Origin of the sequence: Paenibacillus sp. PL91 (assembly GCF_012935325.2) — a bacterium.
Taxonomy (GTDB): Bacteria; Bacillota; Bacilli; order Paenibacillales; family Paenibacillaceae; genus Pristimantibacillus.
In genome coordinates this window covers 1-23,261 of sequence record NZ_JABBYG020000012.1, presented here as the reverse complement: position 1 = coordinate 23,261, position 23,261 = coordinate 1, and the positions used below count along the sequence as shown (strand labels likewise).

Here is a 23,261-nt window from a genome sequence, read left to right as displayed (position 1 = left end):
ACACACCTTGACTCTTAACCCTAACTCCCTACTCCACCGTAACACTCTTAGCCAAATTCCGCGGTTTATCCACATCATGCTCCAAAGCAAGCGAAGCATAATAGGAGATCAGCTGCAGCGGTATAACCGACAATGCTGGTGACAAGAGCGGCAGCGTCTTCGGAATAGCGAATAGCTCGTCGACGGATTTCATGACTTCGTCTTCTGTGCCTACGTTTGCGATACCAAGGACATGTGCGCCGCGCGCTTTAACTTCCTTGATGTTGCTAAGCGTCTTCTCGTATAGCTCCTCCTGCGTTACAAGAGCGATAACGGGAATGCCCTCCTCGATAAGCGCCAATGTACCGTGCTTCAGCTCTCCAGCCGCATAAGCCTCGGAGTGAATATACGAAATTTCCTTCAGCTTCAGCGAGCCTTCTTGTGCGACAGCGTAGTCTACGCCGCGGCCGATGAAGAACAGGTGCTTATGGTGCGAGATCGATTCAGCAACCTGCTTAAGCACGATCGCTTGCTCTAGAATACTCTCAACCTGTGCAGGCAGCTCATGCATAGCATCGATGACTTCGGCAATATAAGAAGCCTCTTTCGTCTCAAGCGTGCCAGCCAGGTGCAAGCCAAATAGATAAAATGCGATTAGCTGCGAAGTGTATGCTTTTGTCGAAGCAACCGCAATTTCAAGACCTGCCCATGTAATAAGCACATGATCCGCTTCACGAGCTACCGAGCTGCCGACTACGTTCGTGATGGCAAGCACGCGAGCGCCGTTGCGCTGTGCTTCACGTAGAGCTGCCAGCGTATCAGCCGTTTCACCTGATTGGCTTACAACGATGACTAGCGTATCCGGCGTCACGATTGGCGAGCGGTAACGGTATTCGGATGCAACATCCGTCTCTACCGGGATGCGTGCAAGCGACTCAATGACCGATTTGCCGACAAGACCTGCATGGTAAGCTGTTCCACATGCCACGATCTGTACTTTGCGAATCGATTTAATATATTCAGCTGACATTCCCAGCTCTTTAAGTTCAACAGATTTGCCGTCTTCGGAAATACGGCTCATCATCGTATCGCGATACGCTTTTGGCTGCTCATGAATTTCCTTCAGCATGAAGTGATCAAATCCGGCTTTCTCCGCCGTTACTAGATCCCAATCGACATGAAATATTTCCTTGGAAATAGTTTCGCCTTCAGTCGTCATCACTTCGACAGCATCGCGTGTCAGAATCGCCATTTCGCCGTCGTTCAAAATGTATACGTTGCGAGTATGCTCCAAAATTGCCGGAATATCCGAGCCAATGAAGTTTTCGCCTTCACCTACGCCGATTACGAGCGGGCTTGCAAAGCGAACAGCTACAAGGCGTTCTGGTTCGAACTCCGTCAATACGCCAAGCGCGAACGCACCACGCATACGCTTAACCGCGCGTTGAACGGCTTCCACGATATTGCCGTTATATTCATCAGCAACCAGATGGGAAATGACTTCCGTATCCGTTTCCGATACGAAAACATGACCCTTTTGCATTAATTCTTCCTTCAAATTCAAATAGTTCTCAATGATACCGTTATGAACAACGGAAAATTTCGCCGTGTTGTCCGTATGCGGATGCGAGTTCACATCAGATGGTTTACCGTGAGTTGCCCAGCGAGTATGGCCAATTCCGACAGAGCCTTCAAGCGGCTCCTCGCGCAGCAAGCCTTCAAGATTCGCCAAACGACCTTTGGACTTCGTAATTTCTAACCCGTTTTTCGTGAAGACAGCGATACCGGCGGAATCATAACCCCGGTACTCCAGCTTCTTCAATCCTTCGAGCAAAATGTCCTGAGAGTCGCGTTTACCAATATATCCTACAATTCCACACATAATTTAATAGGCCTCCGATAAGGTTATTTTCCCGTCCTTGTCGGATGCCTGCCAATGCGTGGCACAGGCAATATGAAGTTGTCACAGATTAGTCCCAATATTGCGGAAAATGTAACCCCTCTGCCCGTGCCCACCCCACTGGTGGCATCTTGGACATACGGGAGTAATCGATAATTGCATGAAAAAACAAGCAGCCTGCTGCACGATTGTATGACCGGTCGCCCGGCCGTTTTACGTAACAGCTTTCGGTTGGCTTGCAAATACCGGAAGGTCCCCGCCGAATGTTTCGAACACCTTCACCTCGTCAGCTTCCCGTATGAACACCCGCTTCAAGCTCATCTTCCCAGCCTTACAACAGATCATTCATCACGCAAGCTCTGGCGCTTAACTTGCTTAAATAACCTCTATCCTCGCTTTCCTTCTAGAATCATACTACCTATCATATTCATTTTCTGGCGGTCGTGCAACCATTCCATGAAAATAACGATACCTTTTTTCCAAAAAAGTGCAGCGAAAGCCTGTCAGCAACAAGATCCGACAAGCTTTCGACACCATTTTCGTATAATTAACCTAGTTCACTTTTAACGACATCAGCAATTTGCGCAACGTAAGCCTCGACCTGATCCTTCTCTGGCCCTTCCGCCATCACGCGGATCAAGGATTCTGTACCCGATGGACGAACAAGCACGCGGCCGTTATCGCCCAGCTCAAGCTCCACGCGCTTAACCGCTTCTTCGATAGCGGCATTGCCTTGGTATAAGCTTTTATCCGCGACACGAACGTTAACGAGCTTTTGCGGATATTTGCGCATAAGTCCTTTAAGCTCGCTTATTTTTTTGCCAGAAGCTGCTAGTGTATCAACAAGCTGCAGCGCAGTCAGAATACCGTCGCCCGTCGTAATATGATCAAGGAAAATAACGTGGCCGGATTGCTCTCCGCCTAGGTTGAAGCCGCCGCGGCGCATTTCTTCCATCACGTAGCGGTCGCCTACTGCCGTCTGTGCGGTTTTCAGACCGATACGCTCCGCGCCTTTAAAGAATCCAATATTAGCCATAACAGTCGTTACGATTGTATCTTCCTTTAGCTTGCCGGCCCGCTTCATCGCATCGCCAATAATGCACAAAATAAAGTCGCCGTCTACCTCTTCGCCTTTCTCGTCAATCGCGATCAAACGATCGGCATCCCCGTCAAAAGAAAGCCCAATATCCGCACCATGCTGGAGTACCTGCTCGCGCAAATATTCTGGATGCGTCGAACCGACGCCTGCGTTAATATTCAGTCCATCCGGCTCTGCGCCTACCGTAATAATTTCCGCACCAAGCTCGCGGAATACGGAAGGAGCCAGCTCATATGCGGAGCCGTTCGCGCAGTCGAGTACGATTTTCATGCCGCTGAAATCGCCGTTGATCGTTGTTTTCAAATAATCCAAATAACGCTGCTTAGCACCTTTATCGCTTGATACCGCTCCGATATCGCCACCCTCAGGGCGTGGCAACTCATCTGTAAGTGCATCAATCAATTGTTCGATTTCGAGCTCGGTATCATCCGATAACTTAAAGCCGTCGCCAGCGAAAAATTTAATGCCATTATCCTCTACAGGATTATGCGATGCGGAAATCATAACGCCCGCGTCCGCGTTTAATTCACGTGTAATGTAAGCAACTGCAGGCGTAGAAACGACGCCAAGACGCACAACGCTTGCACCAATCGACAATAATCCCGCTATTAGCGCAGATTCCAGCATCGGGCCGGAGATGCGTGTATCCAAGCCGATTACGACCTTAGGCTTCTTAGCCTTCCGTGTCAAAACATAGCCGCCACAGCGACCGATCTTGTAAGCCAGTTCTGGTGTAAGCTCGCGATTGGCTACGCCCCGCACACCATCAGTACCGAAATATTTCCCCATAGTTAAAATGCTCCTTTGTCATATACTGCGTTCTTTATCATTTGCTCATTATGCTTGATTGTCTAAGGATTCGTATTTGTGCTGTCTCCTGCGTTTCCGCTGCCATTGCCGTTCTCCTCACCGGTATCTGGCGGCGGAGGCGTAGAGGCTGGAGGCTCCTCTGTTGGAGTGCCTCCAACTTCCTCAGAGTTGTCTTGCTCTGACCCTGTAGCTTCATCGTCGATAATTTCGATGGACACGGTCAGTGTCTGCCCTTCAGCAAGAACCGTCGATACATAGGCTGGCACATCGACCTGAAGCGTTACGACATGCAAGCCTGGCGTCAGCCCCTCCGTATTTGCAATAATCGTAATGGCCTCTGCCTTAAGCGAGGACAGCACCGATTCTGCTCCGTTGACGGTCAAATCAAATTTGCCGTCCGCCGGCGTACGAATGATGGCAGATGTACCGCTTGCCAGCCCCTCAATCTTGACAGGCAATCCTGTAAAGGTTCGCGTAATATTTGGCGCTACAACAACTTCAAGCGTTACTTCGCCTGGGTCAATGGATTTAATGCCATCGACTGGCTCCGTCTTCACCTGTAAGCTGCCTGATTGCTTCACCTTCGATAGGTCGAGCACGACGCCATCATAAACCTTCAGCTCATCTAACGCCTTCTGTTCCCCGAACACAGTCACCTGATCAATCGCCGGCTTAACGGAAACTAGACTTAGCCCCTCAGGCAATGTGCCGGTATAGCGTACTTGTAAAGGCAGTTTTTTGAAAGGCGGCGTCACCTTCACCTCGACATGCACCGTTTCTGGAGAAATGATTGCATTCGTCATTTCTATGCCGTCTGTATCATATACGAGAACTTTAGCTTTTTTGTTCACAACTGTTTTATCAGCGCCCTCGATATTAACCTCCGTCGTTACCAGCCCAACTCTGCTCATATCATCTTTAGGCAGCGTAACCTGAACGGCTTGCGTTGGCCCTACAATCGTAGATGCTCCCTCTACATATCCATCAGCAGGGTTACCCTCGGTAACGACCTGAAGCTCGAATGGGTTCGTCAATATCTCCTCGATTTGCACGGTAACGGTACGCGGCGACATATCGACGAGCTGAATCCCTTTAGGCAAGCTCACGGTCAAGGGCAGCTCCTGTATGCCTGCTTTCGTCCCTTTCAAGTCAACCTTCACAACATAATCATCCAGTGAGGAATTTTTGAGCAGATCGGATAGCCGGCCCTGCACGTTAAGCCTTACAACAGTTGGTTCCATGGCAGTAAGCACATACTTGTCAGCATCCAAGCCCTCTGGGGTAATAACGGATGCCTCTATCGTCTTTGTATCAAAATTCGTTGTGGTTACTGTCTGTGGCGACGTATCGGGATCAATATGTACAACCGCCCAGAGCAGCAGGCCTACTATTACGGAAATGATTTTGAGCGCGGTGGGATGACTTAGCCATTTATCCATCACGGCCTCCTTTCCGCTTCCAAAGAGACGACACCGACACGCGTTCCTTCGTGCGACCGTTCGTTTTTGGTGTCAGCTCATCGAATAGCTTGGAAATTAGAGACTCCTCGTTAATATCCCGAACGATCATGCCTCCAAGCGATAACGATACTTGTCCCGTTTCTTCCGATACGGTTACCGATATAGCATCCGTTACCTCGCTTACCCCGATAGCGGCACGGTGGCGTGTACCCAGCTCTTTGCTTATAAAAGGGTTCTCGGACAACGGCAAGTAACAGCCAGCTGCCATAATTTGCGTAGAGCGAATAATGACCGCACCATCGTGAAGTGGTGTATTCGGCGTGAAAATATTAATAAGCAGCTCCGACGTAATTTTCGATTCCATCCGGATGCCCGATTCAATCAATTCACTGAGTCCCGTACTGCGTTCGAATACGATCAGCGCTCCGATCTTGCGCTCTGCCATAAAACGGATAGCTTTAATGACACCGTCAATTTGCTCATTAACGACATCCTTGTCAAGCGAGTAGGCTCGCGCAAAAAACTTTCCGCGCCCAAGCTGCTCAAGCACACGTCTGAGCTCAGGCTGAAAAATAATGAGCACACTAACGATACCGAATGTGAACATCTGGTTCATGAGCCATTTTAACGTGTACAAATTAAACCATGTGCTCAGAGCCCATACTGCAACGAGTATGAATATCCCTTTCAACAGCTGAACCGCGCGGGTTCCGCGTACTAGCAAAATCATTTTATAAATAATAAAACTGACTATGCCAACATCGATGATGTCCTTTAACCAGTCATGCCAAGTCGAATCCGTGAAATAACTCATTTGCCAACCCCCAACAGCCGATCCCCTTATTATTGTCTATATTTGTTTTCAACTTTATTATTTTCTAGATGTGGGATTGGAAATCCTTTTTTTCAAAAAAAAATAAAAAAAGCCTCCCCACAAGAGGGAGGCGGCATCCATTAACGGGCGTTTCCGCCAAAAGTTTGCGTCACCTTATACCAGAACCAGTCGAGTGCTTGGTCAATGGTTCTGCTTTGCCCCGCAATATGACCAGTGGAAGCCAAATTCAAAGTGCCGTCGATGACGGTTACATTGCCGTCTACCTCGCCCTTTACATTAGCAATTCCGTTTTCTACCGTCAAGTTGCCCGTTAAATGAGCTCCCTCCGGCACGATTACTGTGTTTCCTTCTATAATGACCTGCTGAAGATCCTCGCCTGCTACAATAAGCTTGGTGTCCTCTTCCCACATAGTAAAGAAGCTTCCCAGCATAACGAGTACAAATACAGCTGCAGCGGTCACTCCCGGATAACGATAAATAAAGCGTACGATCCGGTTCCGCTGCTTGCTCTGTTTCTTCGGCAGCTGCTGCATAATCCGCTGCGTTAATAGCTCCGATGCCTTCTTGTCATACTCCGCGGCAGGCTTAATCGCTTCTACAGTATGGAACACCGCGGCGTCCGTCTTCTGGAGCTGTTCAAACCGACTGCGACAAGCCGGACAGGAAAGCAAATGAGATTTTAACGTAAGGATATCTTCTACGGGCAGCTCGCCGTCCAAATAGTCATGCATCCATACGATGGCGACGTTGCAATTCATAGCAGCCAGTCCTTTCTTTCAGTTGCTCGCGCATTTAGTTCTTTTCTCGTTATTAGGATACGTAGCTAAAGAGGGGATGTTTCACTTTTTTTCGAAATCAAAAAAGTTAGGTATCAGCTCATCCTACAATTTGTGCTCAAGCTTCTTCCGAAGAAACTCCCTGCCCCGGTGAACGCGTGTCTTAATCGTCGTCACGGGCATGTCCAGCACGTCGCCAATCTCCTGCAATGAAAGATCCTGCATATAGCGAAGCGTCATTACGCTTTTGTATTTCGGGGGGAGCGATGCGATCGCTGCATGAATAATTTGCTGCGTATCCGATAGCAGCAGCTCCGATTCAGGAGTCCGATTATCGCTGGGAATCATCGAATAGCCATCCAGTCCTTCATGCTCGGATGACTCGGCGTCAAGCGAGTAGGTCGGCTTGCGCTTACGCAGCCGATCGATGCACAGATTGGTAGCGATTCTGTAGATCCATGTCGAAAATTTTAACGAATCATCATATCTATCCAGATTTTTGTACACGCGAAGAAAGGTGTCCTGAACGACATCCTCTGCCTCCTGGCGGCTGTTTAACATCCGATATGCCATATGAAAGAGCTTATCTTGATAGAGGTCTACAAGCTCAGCAAATGCCTGCTGATCGCCTTTGAGCGCGAGTCTCGCCAGGCGTGCTTCCAATACATTCACTTTAACTCCTCCAAACCTTCCGTTCGTTCGGCTGATCGCCTTGCCGTAATGCTCTGCAATCATCGTGCCTGCAGCCTTGCAATAGTGCGTTAGCGATAAAGCCGAACGTCATCATCATCGCAGATTTCATGGCGGAATCCTAATCCGCCTTCAAACTGCCTGTAATAATCCAAAACAAACTGTATGTATCCGCGGTGCCAGACTTTATAAGGCTTCCTGCGATATCAATCTCTTCAAAACGATTCCAATCGAACAAACCGTCAGCAAGCAGCGTACCGGCGGCAACGACAGAAATCGTAAAATTATGTTGGCGTAAAGGCCCATGCTTTAAGTGTTAAGCACTCTAAAAAATCGTAATCCACATGAACTGAAAAAGCAAGACAATTGAAAATAAAGGTACCAGTTTTTTCAAAATTAATTAATAAAATACGTTTATTAGACATAATCCAATTATGCCTACTGCTGCGCGAATGATCCTTTACCTATAAATTGAAGTCGAATTATTGCTGCCGACCTCCCGTTCGTACTATTTATTCTGCCCATTATAAACGTTTCACGCAGTGACAACAATCGACTTTAGGCTAGTTGACGCTTCGACTTCCGGCTAGTATCCTCTTTTTTCATGCAAAAAAGGTCTAGGAGACAAGCGCTCCCAGACCTTTCGTAATATTCCGTTCAACAATTACAAAGTATTTGTTTTCAATTTGTCCAGCACCTGATTGATGGTCGTTGTCGGGATCGCGAAGCCGATGCCCTGCGCCTCGGCATTAACCGCGGTGTTGATGCCAATGACCTCGCCATTCTCGTTAAGGAGCGGTCCGCCGGAATTCCCCGGATTGATAGACGCGTCCGTTTGCAGCAAATGCTTATATTCATGCTCGCCTTGCTCATCTGCAATGGTAATCGGACGTTCCTTCGAACTCAGCACGCCCATCGTCAGCGTTTGGTCGAAGCCATATGGATTGCCGATCGCAATAACCCAGTCGCCGATTTGGGTTTCATCAGAGCTTCCAAGCTTGAGGGATGGGAAGTCTTTGCCGTCTGGGTTATCCACCTTCAGCACCGCCAAGTCCAGCTCGTAGCTTGAGCCTAGCACCTTTGCTGTAAGCGGCTCGTCGTACCCTTGAACGGTTACTTTAACTTCCTTCGCATCTGCAATGACATGCTCGTTAGTCAAAATAAAACCGTCCTGTTCAAAGAAGAATCCGGTTCCAGAGCCTGTCAGCTGCAGCTGCGAGCTGTTTTCCTCCTGCTGCTGCCCGTCAACACCGGATTGATCATCGCCAAAAAACTGGCGGAAGCGCGGATCATCGAACATGGAGGATGAGCGGGCCGGCTCCGCGTAATTTTCAATTTTCACAACGGCTGGGCTTGCTGCTTCATAGACCGAAGCGATATCATCGCTTGTGCTTAGCGATACGGTAGATAAACCGGCATCCTTCTGGGAAGAGTTGCTTACTACGCTTGAGCCGGTGCTTTGCTCCGCCTGCCCGCTTCCGCTGAACAAATTATTTTTATCCGCCATATATGAGAACCCGCCGATGACGACCGCACCGATCAGAAACGATGCGATCAACGTTTTGGCCGAGCCTCCTGCCGAACGTTTTCTTCGCTTTCCGCCCTCTTCGGCCGGTATGCGCCTATCCATTTGGAGCCCAAGCTCCTTCTCGTAAGAGGCTCTAAGTTCATTTGTTGATTTGCTAGATTCATAGACATAAGTAGTAACGGAAGCTGGATTATGCTGATTTGACTGGTTCGATGTATGGGAATGATTTGTCGCTGTATAAGTATCGTTGTTCGCATCCGCGCGTTTGTTTTCCTCGTTCATTGCTATCATCCTCTCTAATGTAGGTGGGTGTCTTTCCTATGTACCTATCATGCAGGATGTACCTTAAACGAAACTTAAGCGGATTATAAATGAACATAAGAAAATAGAGCGAAGGTTGAAAAGCTCATGCCAATCGTCTTTATTGCAACTTGTGCAACAAAAAACGTTGCTTAGCCTATCAGAATCGGCTCTATTTTAATTAGCTGCATGAAGAGCTTTACTATTTTCGTCAAAATGGTCCTTTACAGCGTAACGCAACTTTACTTCAGCGGCGCTCATGTACCGAGTCCTCTAGCTGCCAGCATACAGGCGTTAGGTGGGTTCCTTTCTCGCATGCATCAGCCAGACATAACGGTTAAGCTGTTGAAAAGAAACCGCGAGGCCATAGACTTTGCATATCTTTTCGAGAACGTCCAGTGTCGTATAGTATTCGCTCTGCAAATCGTGAAGTAGCTTCAAATACCCTGCTTGCTCCGCATCGGATTCAAACTGCTTACGGGCATCTTCGTCCTGAAAGACAGTATCCGCGAAAATAATTTGTCCCCCCGCTTCAAGCAGCGTACTGTAGTATGCGATAGCCTGCTCCTTCTCCGCATCGGTCAAATGATGGAAGGCATATGAGCTCACGATGGTATCCAGCTTAACCGGAATGGACGGAAACTGAAGGAAGTCACCGTCTAGAAGCACCGCATCTAAGCCTCTCTTCTCAAATATCCCCCTCATCCCAGCCGATGGCTCTACAGCGTACACGCTGGCGCCCCGCTTAAGAAGCTTCTCCGTCAAATTGCCTGTTCCAGCTCCAAACTCAAGGACCATGCCCTTGGAACGCTCCGCTACAGCTTCGAGAATGGCATCATAGCCATGAAAGGCTTCCGTGTATTCCTCATCCTGCCCCTGCACCGTAAGCTCATAATGATCTGCCCAGTGGTCAAATAGATCGATAAACTCTCTCCCCATCGCCTCGCACATCCCTTCAAAGTTTAATCCCTACCAAATGCATGGAATTAAACGCGTTTACTTTCAGCATATGATGGTTGTTCAAAAACGGCGACAGGACAGCTTCTCCAAACGCAAAAAAAAGCCAGCCACGGTGTACACCATGACTGGCTTTTGCGATAGGACATGCTCTCCAAGCGGCAAGCTTGTTTGTTAGCCCGTATTCCGAAGGCCGGCAGCAATTCCGTTGATCGTGAGAAGCACCTCGCGGAGCAGCTCCGGATCATCCTCTTCATTATCACGAAGTGCGCGAAGCTCGGTTAGGAGCTGCACTTGCATGTAGCTGAGCGGATCAACGTATGGATTGCGCAGACGGATCGACTCTTGGATGACAGGAACGTTATCCAAAATTTCCGTTTGGCCAGTAATGCTTAGAATCAGTTCAGACGTCAGCTTGTATTCTTGCTCGATTTGCTCGAAAATACGATCGCGGATCGTCTTGTCGTTAATCATATCCGCATATTCCTTCGCGATGACTAGATCTGCTTTAGCTAAAGCCATTTGCAGGTTATCGATAAGCGAACGGAAGAATGGGAACTTCTCGTACATCGTACGAAGCGTTTCGAGATTGCTCTCGTTCTTATCAATATACTCCTTAAACGCGGTACCCGCAGCATACCAAGCTGGCAGCAAGTACCGGCTTTGCGTCCATGCGAACACCCAAGGAATCGCACGCAAATCCTCAAAGCGATCGCTGTTTTTGCGCTTAGACGGACGGGAACCAATGTTCAGCTCGCCAACCTCAGGCAGCGGTGTCGACTCTTTGAAATACGTCAAGAAATCCGGATCGCGGAAAATAAGATCCTGATACTTCTTAAGCGCAGTTTCGGAAATCGAACGTGCAATTTCATCCCACTCGGCTTCTGCTTGCGGAGCCTGCTCTGGATATTTCGCCAGACGAGCCGCCGTAATCAATGCCCAAGTCGCTTGCTCCAAGCTGCGGTAAGCGATACCTTGCATCGAATAACGCGAGGAAAGAACCTCGCCTTGCTCGGTAATCTTAATGCCGCCGCCTACTGTATGTGGCGGCTGTGCAAGAATACTGCGGTTAAGTGGCATTCCGCCGCGGCCAAGCGCTCCGCCGCGACCATGGAAAAATTTCAATTTCACATCATATTCTTTGCCGGCAGCGGTAATGTCATTAAGCGCAACACGAAGCTCCCAGTTCGCTGTAACCACACCGCCGTCTTTATTGCTGTCGGAGTAGCCGAGCATAATTTCGTGCATATTGCCGCGAGCTTCTACCGCTTGACGGTAAATCGGCATTTCAAACAGCTGCTTCATAATTTCAGGCGCTGCATGTAGATCGTCGATTGTTTCAAATAGCGGTACCGATTGCAGCGTACAGCGGATCGAACCATCGGCTTCCTTGCGGAATAGGCCAACTTCCTTCGCGAACACCATAACCTCAAGCATGTCGCTCGCCGCTTCAGTCATACTGATCAGGTAGCTAGAAATACAATTAACGCCAAATTCTTGCTGCGCACGGTAAATCGTATGATAGACGTTCAAGCATTCACGCGTAGATTCCGTGTAATCCAGATGGCCCGAAGTAAGCGGCCTTGGATCGTTCAGGAGGCGGTGAAGCAGGTCAGTCTTCTCTTCTTCCGAAAGCGATGCATAGTCTGCAACGACATTCATTTTCGCCAAAATTTCGGACATTGCATTCTCATGCTCTTGGCTATGCTGACGAACGTCAAGCGCCATCAGGTGGAAGCCAAACAGCTCTACCTGACGAATGAGCTTAGCCAGTGCCGTATCGGCTACATAATCTGCATAATGATGGCGCAAGCTGCGGTCGATAACTAGCAAGTCCTCACGGAGCTCCTCGGGATGGTTATAACGCATTTGCGAGCCTTTTAGCGACTCATCGCGCGTATTTGCCAGCTTCTCCAGCATAAAGCCAAGCTTGATGCGGTAAGGCTCCTTCGTATTTCTCCACAAATCGACGCATTTCAGCTCCACATGCTCGCGATCCGAACGAAGCGATTCCACTAGCTCGTCTGATACCTCAACCAGGTTTGTGCTGAAGCTGAGCAAATCCATAAGCTCGCTAAGCTTCTCTTCATACTTGCGAATAGCCAGCTGGCGGTGCAGCGTCAGCGTCTCCCAAGTTACCTTTGCCGTTACGGATGGATTACCGTCGCGGTCTCCGCCGATCCATGAGCCGAAGCGCAAGTAATCCGGCACATGCCAGTTCTCATCCGGGTAATATTTGCTCAGGCACCGCTCCAGCTCTTCATAGACGTTAGGGAGCACCTCGAACAACGTTTCATCAAAATAGTATAGGCCGTTACGCACTTCATCGATAACGGTTGGCTTGCGGTCGCGCAGCTCATCGGTCTGCCACAAAATAAGAACCTCATTCATGAGCTTCTCACGCAGCTTCTCGCGCTCGCGATACGTCAATGTCGGGTTATCAAGCTCCATCACATCAACGGCGATCCGTTTATGAATATCAAGCACCGCGCGACGAGTCGCCTCAGTCGGGTGTGCAGTCATGACGAGCTCAAGCGAAATATTGCTCAAAATATCTTGAACATCCTCGATCGCGATGTCGCGTTCCTTCAAGTCCTGTACAGCGCTCTCGATGGAGCCGCGTTGCACCGTTTCGCCGGCAGAAACCTCATAGTCGCGTTTCCGTCTAATCCGGTGATTTTGCTCGGCAATATTAACGAGCTGAAAGTAAATTGCAAACGCCCTGATCACTTGATGACGAATTTCAGGGTTTAGAGAAGATACGTTTTCTTTGAATTGATCGAATAACTCCGGTACAAATTCAGCGCGGAGCGCTTTACTTTGCTCCCGAATCCGTTCCACGATATCAAGCAGCTCGCGGCCGCCTTGATGAACGAGAACCTCGCCGAGAATGTTGCCTAGAAAGCGGACATCGCGTCGCAGCAAATTGTTTGCCTGCTGCCGGTTTGTCGTCAAAGTAGATGCAGATTGATCCGACATACTGTTCCTCCTAAATTTTTGCGAAGCAAAGATCGCTCCGTAAGCATTTACTTGTTTTGCGAAGCGAAAATCGCTTCGGAAGCTTGCAAGTACAACATGAACGTTTTTTTGACTTCTACCATCATACTACAAAATCCTACAGGGATGAAGCCCTAAAGCCAATCCTCACAAAATCGGAGCGGCACCATCCTTACGGGGAGCACGCTTATTTTAAAAACCGGTTCATACGGTAAATTATCCCTATCTGCTTTTGATGAAACAGCTTTTGAAAAAAAGACCGCAATCGCCTCTCTCTGAGAAACGTTGCGGTCTTTGCGCTGCCTTATTACGCCATCAATTGAATGAGCTTAGCTAGCATTTTTGCTGCTTCCTCACGGGTCGCGAAATCTTTTGGCGCAAAATAGCTGCCTTCCTTGCTCGCAAAAGTTTTGCCATTAATAATTCCTGCTTGCTGCACGGCAGCTGCCGCTTCCTTCGCATAGCCGCTGATGGATGAATCGTCTGCAAACGTGAGGGCATTTGCATTCGCAGGCAAGCTGTAATTCATGAAGGCTGCAAATCTTGCGATCATAGCAACCATCTGCTCACGGCTGATGTTAGCCTTAGGTTCAAACTTCCCGCCGCCAATTCCTCCGGCAATGCCTTTCTCAGAAGCCCATTCTGCTGATGCTGCATAGTAATCGGATGCCTTCACGTCCTTAAAGCTCGTCGACTTATAGCTGTCAAGCTGAACGCCTGCAATCCGGGCCAAGATAAGCGTGAAATCCGCCCGCGTCATAGTGGCCTTCGGCGCGAATTTGTTCCCGCCCAAGCCATCGATAATCTTTCTAGCAGACAAGTACACGATGGAATCCTTCGCGAAGCTTGCCGCTGTATCATTGAAGTTCACTTGACTGTAGCCAACCGCGTAAGTGGAGAAATGGCTGACCGTGAAATACAATTGGCCTGTTTGCGCATCGTACACGCTGTTAGGCACAACAATTAGCTCTCCATCGTTTGCAATATAGTAAATGACAACGGCATGGCTGTCTTCACTCGCTTGCGGCACATAAGGAATGCTAATACGGGCATTTCCGCCGTTCAAGTCGTGAATCGCTGTTTTGCCTGCCACTACATTAATATCATACACCGGACGGCTGCCGACAGCCGCCTGATTGCTTTCGGATAGCTTTGTCTTATCGGTTTTATTGACCGATACGGTAAGCTCCGTATTCCCAGCTGCCGATGTCAACGTCCCAATGGACTTCTTATCAAAGGATATAACCCCAAGCCCGACATTCAAGTCCAAAGACTGAAGACTGTTGATTGCAGCTGTGCAATGGTCTCCTTCTCGAAGAGAATCGTCGCGGACTCCAAATTATTCGGAGCTACCTTAAATTCAATCGTTCCTGGTTTGCCGTTTGCCGCTTTATCAAGCGCGGCTAGTGTCGCAGCCAATTGGCTTGAGGTGACAGTAGCGGTAGTCTTGCCTCCACTATCCGTAACGGGTGTAAGTACGGTTACCGCTTTCCCAGTATCGCCATTTACTGATGTTCCTGGGGTCTCAGGCGTTGGCTTAGGTGTCGGAGAAGGCGTCGGTGTAGGCGTACTTGATCCGCCTTCCTCTCCATTTCCAGCAGCAGCAACCGTTACTACCGTTTCTGCCGAACCGTAGCCGTCTGCACTCAGCGCAGTAATGACCGCTGTGCCTTCCGCTACTGCTTTCACGTTGCCGTTATCATCCACTGTCGCTACCTTATTATTGGAGGATGACCAAAAGATTGTTGCAGCACTTCCGCCAGCAGGCTCGGCGGTTGCGTTCAGCTTGGATGCCGCATCTCCAACCTTCAAGGAAAGGGAACTTTTATCCATGGTTACTTTCGTTACATCCAGTTGATACACGCCCACCTTGCCGCCAACCTCGTAGGCTACGAGCAGCAACGGCTTTCCTGTCGGGCTAATATTAGCCGGAATGAATTCCAAGCCTTCTGGACCGGTATCCGTATTCAGGTTGTCCTTCCCTTGATCGTCCTTGAATACGCGTGTATTCGTATAGTTCGCAAACGTTGCATGGGCAGGATCAGTCACATCGTAGGTCATGAAGCCGCCAATCCGCTCAAGTCCAACGAACGCAAATACTTTGTTGCCCACTTTTCCGGTTTTAATATCTTCCGGCTCAGGGCCTTTCTTGCCGCTGCGATCATCTAATGCCGTCTTGCTGTTGCTAGTGTTGAAATAGGCTGGCAGTCTCGCCGCTGTAATCTTTTCGAATTCATTGCCGCTGTCATAAACCTGCTGCATCGAGCTCGCGTTCCAGATGGAGAAGGAACGGCCGCCATACATATAGATGCTGTCATTGCCCATATCGCTGGCTACTTCTATGCCATCATAGGCGGTCTTGCCATCCAAAAATTTCGCTGCCTCCGAATTCGGATCAAGCTTTCCTTTTAAGGCGCCAATCGTGCTTCCGTTTGTACGGTTAGGCCACTCCGTTACATCGCCTTCATTAGCGGTAAACAGGTACGTCTGCCCGTTAATGGTGTGTGTTGCGATACCGTCAGGCATATACATCCCTTTAAACGGCACATTCTCCTGCTTAATCGCACCGTCCTTTTGAAGGTCGAGGGCATTGCGGGCTGCGTTGTAATCTTTGAGACCCAGCGCCTTAACGGCAGTCACTTTACTCGTCGCGATGTCAATGACCGCAATCGCGTTATTTTCCTGCAAGGACACATAAGCCGTCTTGTTGTCCTCGGAAAGGCTGATATACTCAGGCTCTAGATCCAATACAGCATCGGCTTTCGTGCCGCTGGATTTGATTTTGCCATCTACAGGATCGGCCTGTCCCCGGATGTGCACACCATCCTCAATGACGGACGGGTCATCGAATAGAACTTGCTTAACGGTTTTGTCCGCCGTGTTGACGATCGTTACGCTGCCCTTTGGATCTGCTGCGCCAGAGCGCGGCTCCGCCTCATCGGCGGTAAGAATATATTTGCCGTCAGGTGTCGACTTAATCATATCCGGCTGTACGCCTGCTGCATATGAAGCAACCAAATTGCCATCATAATCGAGCACGAGTATTTTACCCGGCTTCATGGCATCCGCTTCTTGTACCGATACGGATACATGCTTTGTCGTCGTATTGATATCTACGCTCGTCAAGTCACCATACACAAAGCCTTCCGTCTCTGCCAGTGGTTTAACGAGTACGGTCTTCTCCTTGCTCAGTGTCCCGCTTCCGCTTCCCAAGCTTACGATATCGAGGCTTGGCGGATTGCCAGAGCCGTTAACCAAATAAAATTTGCCATTGTCTTTGTTGAATTTGACGATCTCGGCAACTCCGCCGTCCTTATTGGACAGGCCAATCGAATATTCTCCGATTTTCGAAATATTGAGCGTATCATTTTCAGCAGCTTGGATCGTAAGATTGAAGGACTTGTCCGCTTTAACAGGCGTTCCTGCTGTGCTGTCCGTTACCGTAATGGTAACAGCCGCACCTGATACAGCTGTAGTTGGCGTACCCGTAAGCACTCCATTTGACGCTAGGCTAAGCCCGTCAGGTAAGCCGGATGCTGTGAAGGAGTACGGCGCTGTTCCGCCAGAAGCCTCAAATGCAATGTTATAGGCAGAGTCGATATATCCTGCGGGGAGACTCTCCGTAGTTATTGTTAGTGGCTGGACTTCGCCTGGTCCCCAAGCACCGTCAGACCCGCTGCGTGGTGCTGCTGCAAGCAAGGCATCTCCAGTAGCCACCTCATAGTCAACTTGTTTAAAATCTGATTTGTTCATATCGGTATCCGTAAAATTGCTTCGGCGAATGGCCTTTTTCTTTGATGTTCCTTCTGCCGAGCCTGATGGATAAGCAGTTTCAAAACCGTCAATATCGCTTCCGTCATCATTGCTTCCTGTTCCAACCATATCGACGTAGCCAACCGGCTTTGTCACAAAAGGATTCACATCAGTCAGAAGTGTCTGATTGCTCATCAAAGCAACTTTCAACCCTTTGTTATTAACGGGACGCTCCCATGACTGGTCGCCGTTTGCAGAAAGATTCACCTTCGGGCTTGTCGCCCCTGTTGAGGCACCTTTAATTAGAAAAGAAGAATGCGCTTTAATTGTACCTGTGAGATCAAGCTTTTCCCATGGAAGGGTTGGACCTGTCTTAGCGTTGGAGCCCCGATCCGCGTATTGCAGCGACCACCCTGAAAGATCAATATCATTATTCGTGGGATTATAAAGCTCAATAAAGCCGTGGGAGAGAAGAATCGAAGGATCCGTGGTCAAGCCCCCGCCATAAACTTGATTAATAATGACATGGGGGACGGTAACATCATAGGTGTTGTCTACTGTATAAGGCGTTCCTGATAGCGGCAAGTCAGCTGCCATAACAGGTCCGGCGGACAGCATCATGCTCGCTGTAATTTCCGCTGCCAACAATAGCGAAAACAATCGTTTACTATAAATCCTCAAGACAAGCTCACTCTCCTATATGGTTGAAGTTAAAGCTTATAGTAGAGGATGAATATTTTGTGATGATTAATTTTCCATTAAGCTTTGGTAAATGAACTGCGCCTACCCAATACGAACTTATAAACATCTCTTCCTATTAAAATGCTTATTTCACAGCCTTTTCGAATGTAATTAAATTATTAATTCATCCCTGGCTCCACGCCTTCATCGTCAAAATATCAGTTGGATGTAACTAAAAGGAAAACCTCCATCTAATTCACTCAGGAAAGGGGATTATGACCACTTAACTGGAAAATCTCCCGTTAGTCGTAGCACATTCATCCCATTTAGGGTCGAAACAAATTTTTAACGGGAGAAAATCCTTCTATTCCTCATTTCCGCCCAATTAAGCTTAATATAACTGGAGCTTTTCCCGCTAATTCAGCTTTACAGTGTTTACCTCAGCTTATCCTCCTCGCTAGCTTCAATTGTTTTTCAATATTCACAAACGATCTGCTTACTAATATGGGCAGTAACTATTTCCGGCCAACAGAAGCACCTATTCATAAGTAGCCCGCTCGAAAAATAACTCCCACTCCGATCGACATAAAAAAATCCAATTGATCAAATCCGAAATAACATCGCTCCATACAACACTACGGATTCCGATTGCTAATTCACATTTCCCTGCTAAAAAAGACAACAAAAAAAGCCTTGCTGCGCAAGGCTTTCGGGTTTAAATAGTTGGAGCGGGTGATGGGAATCGAACCCACGCTATTAGCTTGGAAGGCTAAAGTTCTACCATTGAACTACACCCGCAAATAAATAATGAAAGATGGTCGGGACGACACGATTTGAACATGCGACCCCCTGGTCCCAAACCAGGTGCTCTACCAAGCTGAGCTACGTCCCGAAGTGTAAATAAAGTGCATCTAATGAAGTGTTAATGGCGTGCCCTAAGAGATTCGAACTCCTGGCCTTTTGATTCGTAGTCAAACGCTCTATCCAGCTGAGCTAAGGGCACACACTATGGAGCGGAAGACGGGAATCGAACCCGCGACCCTCGCCTTGGCAAGGCGATGCTCTACCGCTGAGCCACTTCCGCACGTTATTTTTGTCAGCCGTTCGTGATGTTTATCATCGCGGCGACAAGTAATAATATATCACCTCTGAAAACAAAATGCAACTGTTTTTATAAAAAAGTTTTAAATTATTTTTCCACACTCAAATTTCCCGCTCTTTGATTACCAAAAAACGTTGATTTGACGCGGTTATTTCGCATTATTAATACTATGCAGCAGTTCATCCATAAAGTCGGCTTTTTAAAAATTCGTATTGAACTTCGGCTTACATCAACACCCGTTAGTTATTTCTTATAAAAAACCGCAGTCCCTAAGGAATGCGGTTTATGCACTACAAGAATAACGTTCTATGCACCAGCAGCCGTTAACGTCTTCTCTTGCATAATACGGCTGTTTATAGCTACTTTATCAGCAGCCGGCTGGCCAGCAAGCGCATAAGGCAAGCATAGAGGAACGCCAGTACGCGGATCAGGGACGATGTCTGCCTCAATATTAAATACTTCACGCATAATACCAGGGGTCATAACTTCAGCAGGCGTACCTTCGCCAACTACGACACCTGTTTTAATTGCGATCATATGATGAGCATAGCGCGTAGCATGATTCAAATCATGGACCACCATAACAACTGTACGGTTACTGGCAGCGTTCAGCTTTTGGAGCAGATGAAGAACTTCCAGCTGATGCGCCATATCGAGGAAAGTAGTTGGCTCATCAAGAAACAGAATGTCGGTCTCCTGCGCGAGCGCCATTGCGATCCATGCGCGCTGACGCTGTCCACCGGACAAATGATCGACCGGACGATCGCCAAAATCAGTCATGCCTGTCGCTTCGATCGCCCATTGCACGATACTGCGGTCTTCCTTGCTCATCGACCCGAAGCCCTTCTGGTAAGGGAAACGTCCGTATGATACAAGCTCGGCAACCGTTAGTCCATCAGGCGCGGTCGGATTTTGCGGCAAAATAGCCAGCTGCTTCGCTACTTCCTTCGTCGATTGCTTGTGAATGGATTTGCCGTCCAGAAGAACACTGCCCTCAGATGGGTTCATAATACGAGCCATTGTTTTCAAAATAGTGGACTTGCCGGAGCCATTCGCTCCTACTAGCGCCGTAATTTTCCCTTGAGGTATCGCAATGTTTAAGTTTTGGACGATAAGACGGTCATCATAAGCAATATTAAGGCCAGAAGTTGTTAGACGAATCATTGGACAAACACGCTCCTTCCGCTGCCGAGGCAGACACTTTCTATAATGTATGTTGTTTTTCGTTCAATAACGAAAATTGATAACGATTATCATTGACGTTTTAATGATAATGTTTCTCACGCGAAAAGTCAATCATAATCTCGATCCTACCCTTCAACAATAAGAGGGCCAACCTGCAAGCAGGTTGGCCCTCTTCAAGCTATGACAATAAAGCAAGAAGCACGCGATATATCCGGCCAAGATGCCTGGATTTCCACTGCGCCTAGCTCATAGACAGCTTTAGGCATGCCGTATACGATGGGGGTTTTTCGTCCTGTCCGATTGTTCGGGAGCTTTTGCTTCGCATGGAAAGCAAGCCACGTGCGCCATCCTTCCCCATTCCTGTCAAAATAATGCCTATAGCGCGGTCACCCGCCGCCTTGGATGCTGACTCAAACAATACATCAACTGATGGGCAATGCCCGTTTACCTTCTCCCCGCTTCGGCATTCCAGCTTAAAGCGATATCCTGCCTTTACGAGTGAGATATGCTTGTCGCCCAATGCAATTAGAACGGTACCCTCTTGTACAAAATCGCTATCTTCAGCTTCCTTCACCCGCATTGCGCAGGATGCGTTTAAGCGTTCCGCGAACATACGCGAGAAAATGGGCGGAATGTGCTGCACGACCACAATTCCTGGCGCATTTGCCGGCAATCCCTTCAGCAAGGTATGCATGGTCTCCGTGCCTCCGGTGGAAGCGCCAACCACAATAATGTGATTTCTTTTTTTTATAGACGGCTGCAGCCTTGTTTCACTAATCTTCTCAGATCGTTCTTTCTGTATGATCTTCGCCTTAGAAGCTCCTTTGATGATGCGAATCAGCTCTAACAGAAACATCTCAACGCGCTAAGGAGTTGCTATATCAGGCTTCGCTACAAAATCTACGGCGCCTGCCCTTAAATCCTGCTAAGCGATCGCGAGTTCGGTAAATATTAAAAGTGATTGCCAATCATATCCTTCGTTTCCTTTGCCGCATAAGCTGAGCGCGCCGCCAGATTGCGCACTTCCTCTGCAACAACGGCGAAGCCTCTGACATGCTGTCCAGCTCTAGCGGCCTCGACAGCCGCATTCAACGCCAATATATTCGTCTGAAACGCGATTTCATCAATAACCTTAATAATTTTTGAAATGCTGCCAGAAGACGTATTAATCTCCTCCATTGCATTCAGCATTTCTTTCATCCGATCATTGCCCTGCTGTGCATTTATTCTCGCTTGATCAGCGAGCGCATTTGCCTGGACTGCGTTCTCCGCATTTAATCTTGTCTGCGCTGCTATCTCTTCAAGCGAGGCAGTCAGCTGTTCCACAGAGCTTGCTTGCTCAGAAGCCCCTTGCGACAATACAATGCTTGATTCCGATACTTGTCTTGCACCTGTAGACACCACCTGTTATGGGCAAATGCCGGCATGTTTCAATTTCGATGCATACCCATCAGATCAGCTATATCAAGAATCAGGCTAATGCTCCCATCCCCCAGCAGCTTGCACCCTTAACGACTACCTGCTGCTGGCCTAAAAGCTCGTCTAAGAACAAGCATATGCTTTTGCCATCTGCTCGATCATAACGAATATTCCTTCCGTAAAATCAGTATAGCTATCTCTCGTATGAAACCTCTCATGCAAACGCAGTATAGGGTAACAATGGCCGCGTACCATAATCATTTCATTGCCATCAGGATCCGTTATGACATCAGATAGCTTCGGTTTGAAGGATTCTTTAAATGAGGTTGTCGGCACCGTATAGTTGGCATCTCCAACCCTTACATTCATGCCATCAATTATTACTAACATTAAAGGAATTATCAGCGTAATGCTCGTCCCCTCAAGCTCCTTGCTCACTACAGAGATAACATCAATGGATCAGAAATTTGATCAATGATATTTTTATCAAGCCCCGTATCTTCTCCGACTATTTCAATGTCCACATCCTTGCTCAGCTTCTGGCACATGTCTCTGACCACTCGGCGCATCTTATGAAAGGTAGTGACAAGCGGCACCATTCGGATCGACATGACGATATCCTGGAGCTCACCCGTTATTCAGCAAAACTCACCTTCTTTAACAGAGCTTATTCATGCTCTGTCTTCAGAGGATAAACAATTAATCGCCACACTTGCCAAGAGGCTGCATCACCTTTCACAAAAGCCGTAAACTATTCCACGACAGAAGCAGCCCAACAGCGCTCCTTTCGATTACATATCAATTCAATTCAGTAATCCGGCCAGACTACATATCCAACCACGAATTAACTGGATACAAAAAAACTCACTAGATCAAAATTGATCTAGCGAGCCCATTCCATTTATTTTTATTGTACCGATATGCAAAATAAAAAAAAGCCTCCAGGATAAAAATCCTAGAAGCTATGTTGTAAGTATGGTGCGCGTAGAGGGACTTGAACCCCCACGGTCGCCCGCCAGATCCTAAGTCTGGTGCGTCTGCCAATTCCGCCATACGCGCATATAAGGTAAAGCTTATGTGTAGGACTTCCACCTACGATTCTCTGTTGACATACAGAGCGTTTCCCGATGAAGGGTTTTAAAGATGGTGCGCGTAGAGGGACTTGAACCCCCACGGTCGCCCGCCAGATCCTAAGTCTGGTGCGTCTGCCAATTCCGCCATACGCGCATGTGAGAAAAAAATGGTGAGTCATGTAGGATTCGAACCTACGACACCCTGATTAAAAGTCAGGTGCTCTACCAACTGAGCTAATGACTCATAGTATAAGTGGCTGGGGATTCAGGGATCGAACCTGAGAATGACGGAGTCAAAGTCCGTTGCCTTACCGCTTGGCTAATCCCCAGCAGCGATATGGTGGACGCTGACGGGATCGAACCGCCGACCCTCTGCTTGTAAGGCAGATGCTCTCCCAGCTGAGCTAAGCGTCCAAGTGTAAAGGCGCCTTTTTTGTCAAAAAGGAAATTGGTGACCCGTAGGGGACTCGAACCCCTGTTACCTCCGTGAAAGGGAGGTGTCTTAACCACTTGACCAACGGGCCGTACATAAATTAAAGCTTGTCCTAACAGTTGAAAGTGTTCTGGAGCTCTCAACCGGGATCGAACCGGTGACCTCATCCTTACCATGGATGCACTCTACCTACTGAGCTATGAGAGCATAATGGCTCCCCGAACAGGACTCGAACCTGTGACAACTCGATTAACAGTCGAGTGCTCTACCAACTGAGCTATCAG

The 23,261-nt window shown here is 48.3% G+C and carries 16 protein-coding genes and 11 tRNA genes; all 27 read right to left on the bottom strand.

The features are described 5' to 3' along the window. Positions 1-28: 28 nt before the first annotated feature. The 27 genes from glmS to HI950_RS23605 all read right to left on the bottom strand — a co-directional run bounded on the left by glmS (position 29) and on the right by HI950_RS23605 (position 23,184). Positions 29-1,861 (bottom strand): glutamine--fructose-6-phosphate transaminase (isomerizing), encoded by a 1,833-nt coding sequence (gene glmS, locus HI950_RS23735; protein WP_169088170.1) that lies wholly within the window; start codon positions 1,859-1,861, stop codon positions 29-31. Between the two features lie 565 nt (positions 1,862-2,426). Beyond that, the gene (gene glmM / locus HI950_RS23730) at positions 2,427-3,767 is read right to left on the bottom strand and encodes a phosphoglucosamine mutase (RefSeq protein ID WP_169088168.1); all 1,341 of its coding nucleotides are present in this window, start codon (positions 3,765-3,767) and stop codon (positions 2,427-2,429) included. A 62-nt stretch (positions 3,768-3,829) separates the two neighbouring features. After that, the gene (locus HI950_RS23725; protein ID WP_169088166.1) at positions 3,830-5,227 is read right to left on the bottom strand and encodes a CdaR family protein; all 1,398 of its coding nucleotides are present in this window, start codon (positions 5,225-5,227) and stop codon (positions 3,830-3,832) included. Next, a complete protein-coding gene (cdaA, locus tag HI950_RS23720; RefSeq protein ID WP_169088164.1) occupies positions 5,220-6,062 on the bottom strand; it encodes a diadenylate cyclase CdaA in 843 nt (280 codons plus the stop codon). Before cdaA ends, HI950_RS23725 begins: the two co-directional genes overlap by 8 nt. 140 nt (positions 6,063-6,202) lie before the next feature. Then, positions 6,203-6,841 carry a zf-HC2 domain-containing protein gene (locus tag HI950_RS23715; protein ID WP_169088162.1) on the bottom strand — a complete coding sequence of 213 codons (639 nt, stop codon included), beginning with the start codon at positions 6,839-6,841 and terminating at the stop codon, positions 6,203-6,205. 123 nt (positions 6,842-6,964) lie between these two features. Continuing rightward, complete coding sequence (gene sigW, locus HI950_RS23710; protein ID WP_169088431.1) at positions 6,965-7,531, bottom strand: RNA polymerase sigma factor SigW; 567 nt, start codon at positions 7,529-7,531, stop codon at positions 6,965-6,967. Between the two features lie 682 nt (positions 7,532-8,213). After that, positions 8,214-9,359 (bottom strand): S1C family serine protease, encoded by a 1,146-nt coding sequence (locus tag HI950_RS23705; RefSeq protein WP_223285471.1) that lies wholly within the window; start codon positions 9,357-9,359, stop codon positions 8,214-8,216. Positions 9,360-9,671: 312 nt separating this feature from the next. Beyond that, entirely contained in the window at positions 9,672-10,316 is a 645-nt protein-coding gene (locus HI950_RS23700) for a class I SAM-dependent DNA methyltransferase (protein WP_169088158.1), read from the bottom strand. Positions 10,317-10,508: 192 nt separating this feature from the next. Beyond that, positions 10,509-13,313 (bottom strand): phosphoenolpyruvate carboxylase, encoded by a 2,805-nt coding sequence (gene ppc, locus HI950_RS23695; RefSeq protein WP_169088156.1) that lies wholly within the window; start codon positions 13,311-13,313, stop codon positions 10,509-10,511. 325 nt (positions 13,314-13,638) lie between these two features. After that, on the bottom strand, positions 13,639-14,544 hold the full coding sequence (locus HI950_RS23690) for an S-layer homology domain-containing protein (RefSeq protein ID WP_169088154.1): 906 nt from the start codon (positions 14,542-14,544) through the stop codon (positions 13,639-13,641). Between the two features lie 47 nt (positions 14,545-14,591). Then, positions 14,592-17,765, bottom strand: a complete 3,174-nt coding sequence (locus HI950_RS23685; protein ID WP_223285470.1) for a choice-of-anchor I family protein — start codon at positions 17,763-17,765, stop codon at positions 14,592-14,594. A gap of 724 nt (positions 17,766-18,489) precedes the next feature. Further along, positions 18,490-18,563: transfer RNA gene (locus HI950_RS23680), tRNA-Gly, on the bottom strand. 17 nt (positions 18,564-18,580) lie between these two features. Then, positions 18,581-18,657: transfer RNA gene (locus HI950_RS23675), tRNA-Pro, on the bottom strand. A gap of 34 nt (positions 18,658-18,691) precedes the next feature. Further along, positions 18,692-18,768 (bottom strand) — tRNA-Arg (locus HI950_RS23670). Positions 18,769-18,774: 6 nt separating this feature from the next. Further along, positions 18,775-18,849: transfer RNA gene (locus HI950_RS23665), tRNA-Gly, on the bottom strand. Between the two features lie 324 nt (positions 18,850-19,173). Continuing rightward, on the bottom strand, positions 19,174-20,031 hold the full coding sequence (locus HI950_RS23660) for an ABC transporter ATP-binding protein (protein WP_169088152.1): 858 nt from the start codon (positions 20,029-20,031) through the stop codon (positions 19,174-19,176). 262 nt (positions 20,032-20,293) lie between these two features. After that, on the bottom strand, positions 20,294-20,908 hold the full coding sequence (locus HI950_RS23655) for a CheB methylesterase domain-containing protein (protein ID WP_169088150.1): 615 nt from the start codon (positions 20,906-20,908) through the stop codon (positions 20,294-20,296). A 95-nt stretch (positions 20,909-21,003) separates the two neighbouring features. Then, entirely contained in the window at positions 21,004-21,453 is a 450-nt protein-coding gene (locus tag HI950_RS36040) for a methyl-accepting chemotaxis protein (RefSeq protein ID WP_317618438.1), read from the bottom strand. 141 nt (positions 21,454-21,594) lie between these two features. Then, positions 21,595-21,861, bottom strand: a complete 267-nt coding sequence (locus tag HI950_RS23645) for a chemotaxis protein CheW (protein WP_169088148.1) — start codon at positions 21,859-21,861, stop codon at positions 21,595-21,597. Between the two features lie 47 nt (positions 21,862-21,908). Next, the gene (locus HI950_RS23640) at positions 21,909-22,082 is read right to left on the bottom strand and encodes a hypothetical protein (protein ID WP_169088146.1); all 174 of its coding nucleotides are present in this window, start codon (positions 22,080-22,082) and stop codon (positions 21,909-21,911) included. Positions 22,083-22,447: 365 nt separating this feature from the next. Beyond that, positions 22,448-22,530, bottom strand: a tRNA-Leu gene (locus HI950_RS23635). Between the two features lie 85 nt (positions 22,531-22,615). Then, a tRNA-Leu gene (locus HI950_RS23630) sits at positions 22,616-22,698 on the bottom strand. Between the two features lie 14 nt (positions 22,699-22,712). Next, positions 22,713-22,788: transfer RNA gene (locus HI950_RS23625), tRNA-Lys, on the bottom strand. A 10-nt stretch (positions 22,789-22,798) separates the two neighbouring features. Further along, a tRNA-Gln gene (locus tag HI950_RS23620) sits at positions 22,799-22,873 on the bottom strand. Between the two features lie 9 nt (positions 22,874-22,882). Continuing rightward, a tRNA-Val gene (locus HI950_RS23615) sits at positions 22,883-22,958 on the bottom strand. A 35-nt stretch (positions 22,959-22,993) separates the two neighbouring features. Then, positions 22,994-23,068: transfer RNA gene (locus tag HI950_RS23610), tRNA-Glu, on the bottom strand. A 40-nt stretch (positions 23,069-23,108) separates the two neighbouring features. Continuing rightward, positions 23,109-23,184: transfer RNA gene (locus HI950_RS23605), tRNA-Thr, on the bottom strand. Between the last annotated feature and the right edge of the window lie 77 nt (positions 23,185-23,261).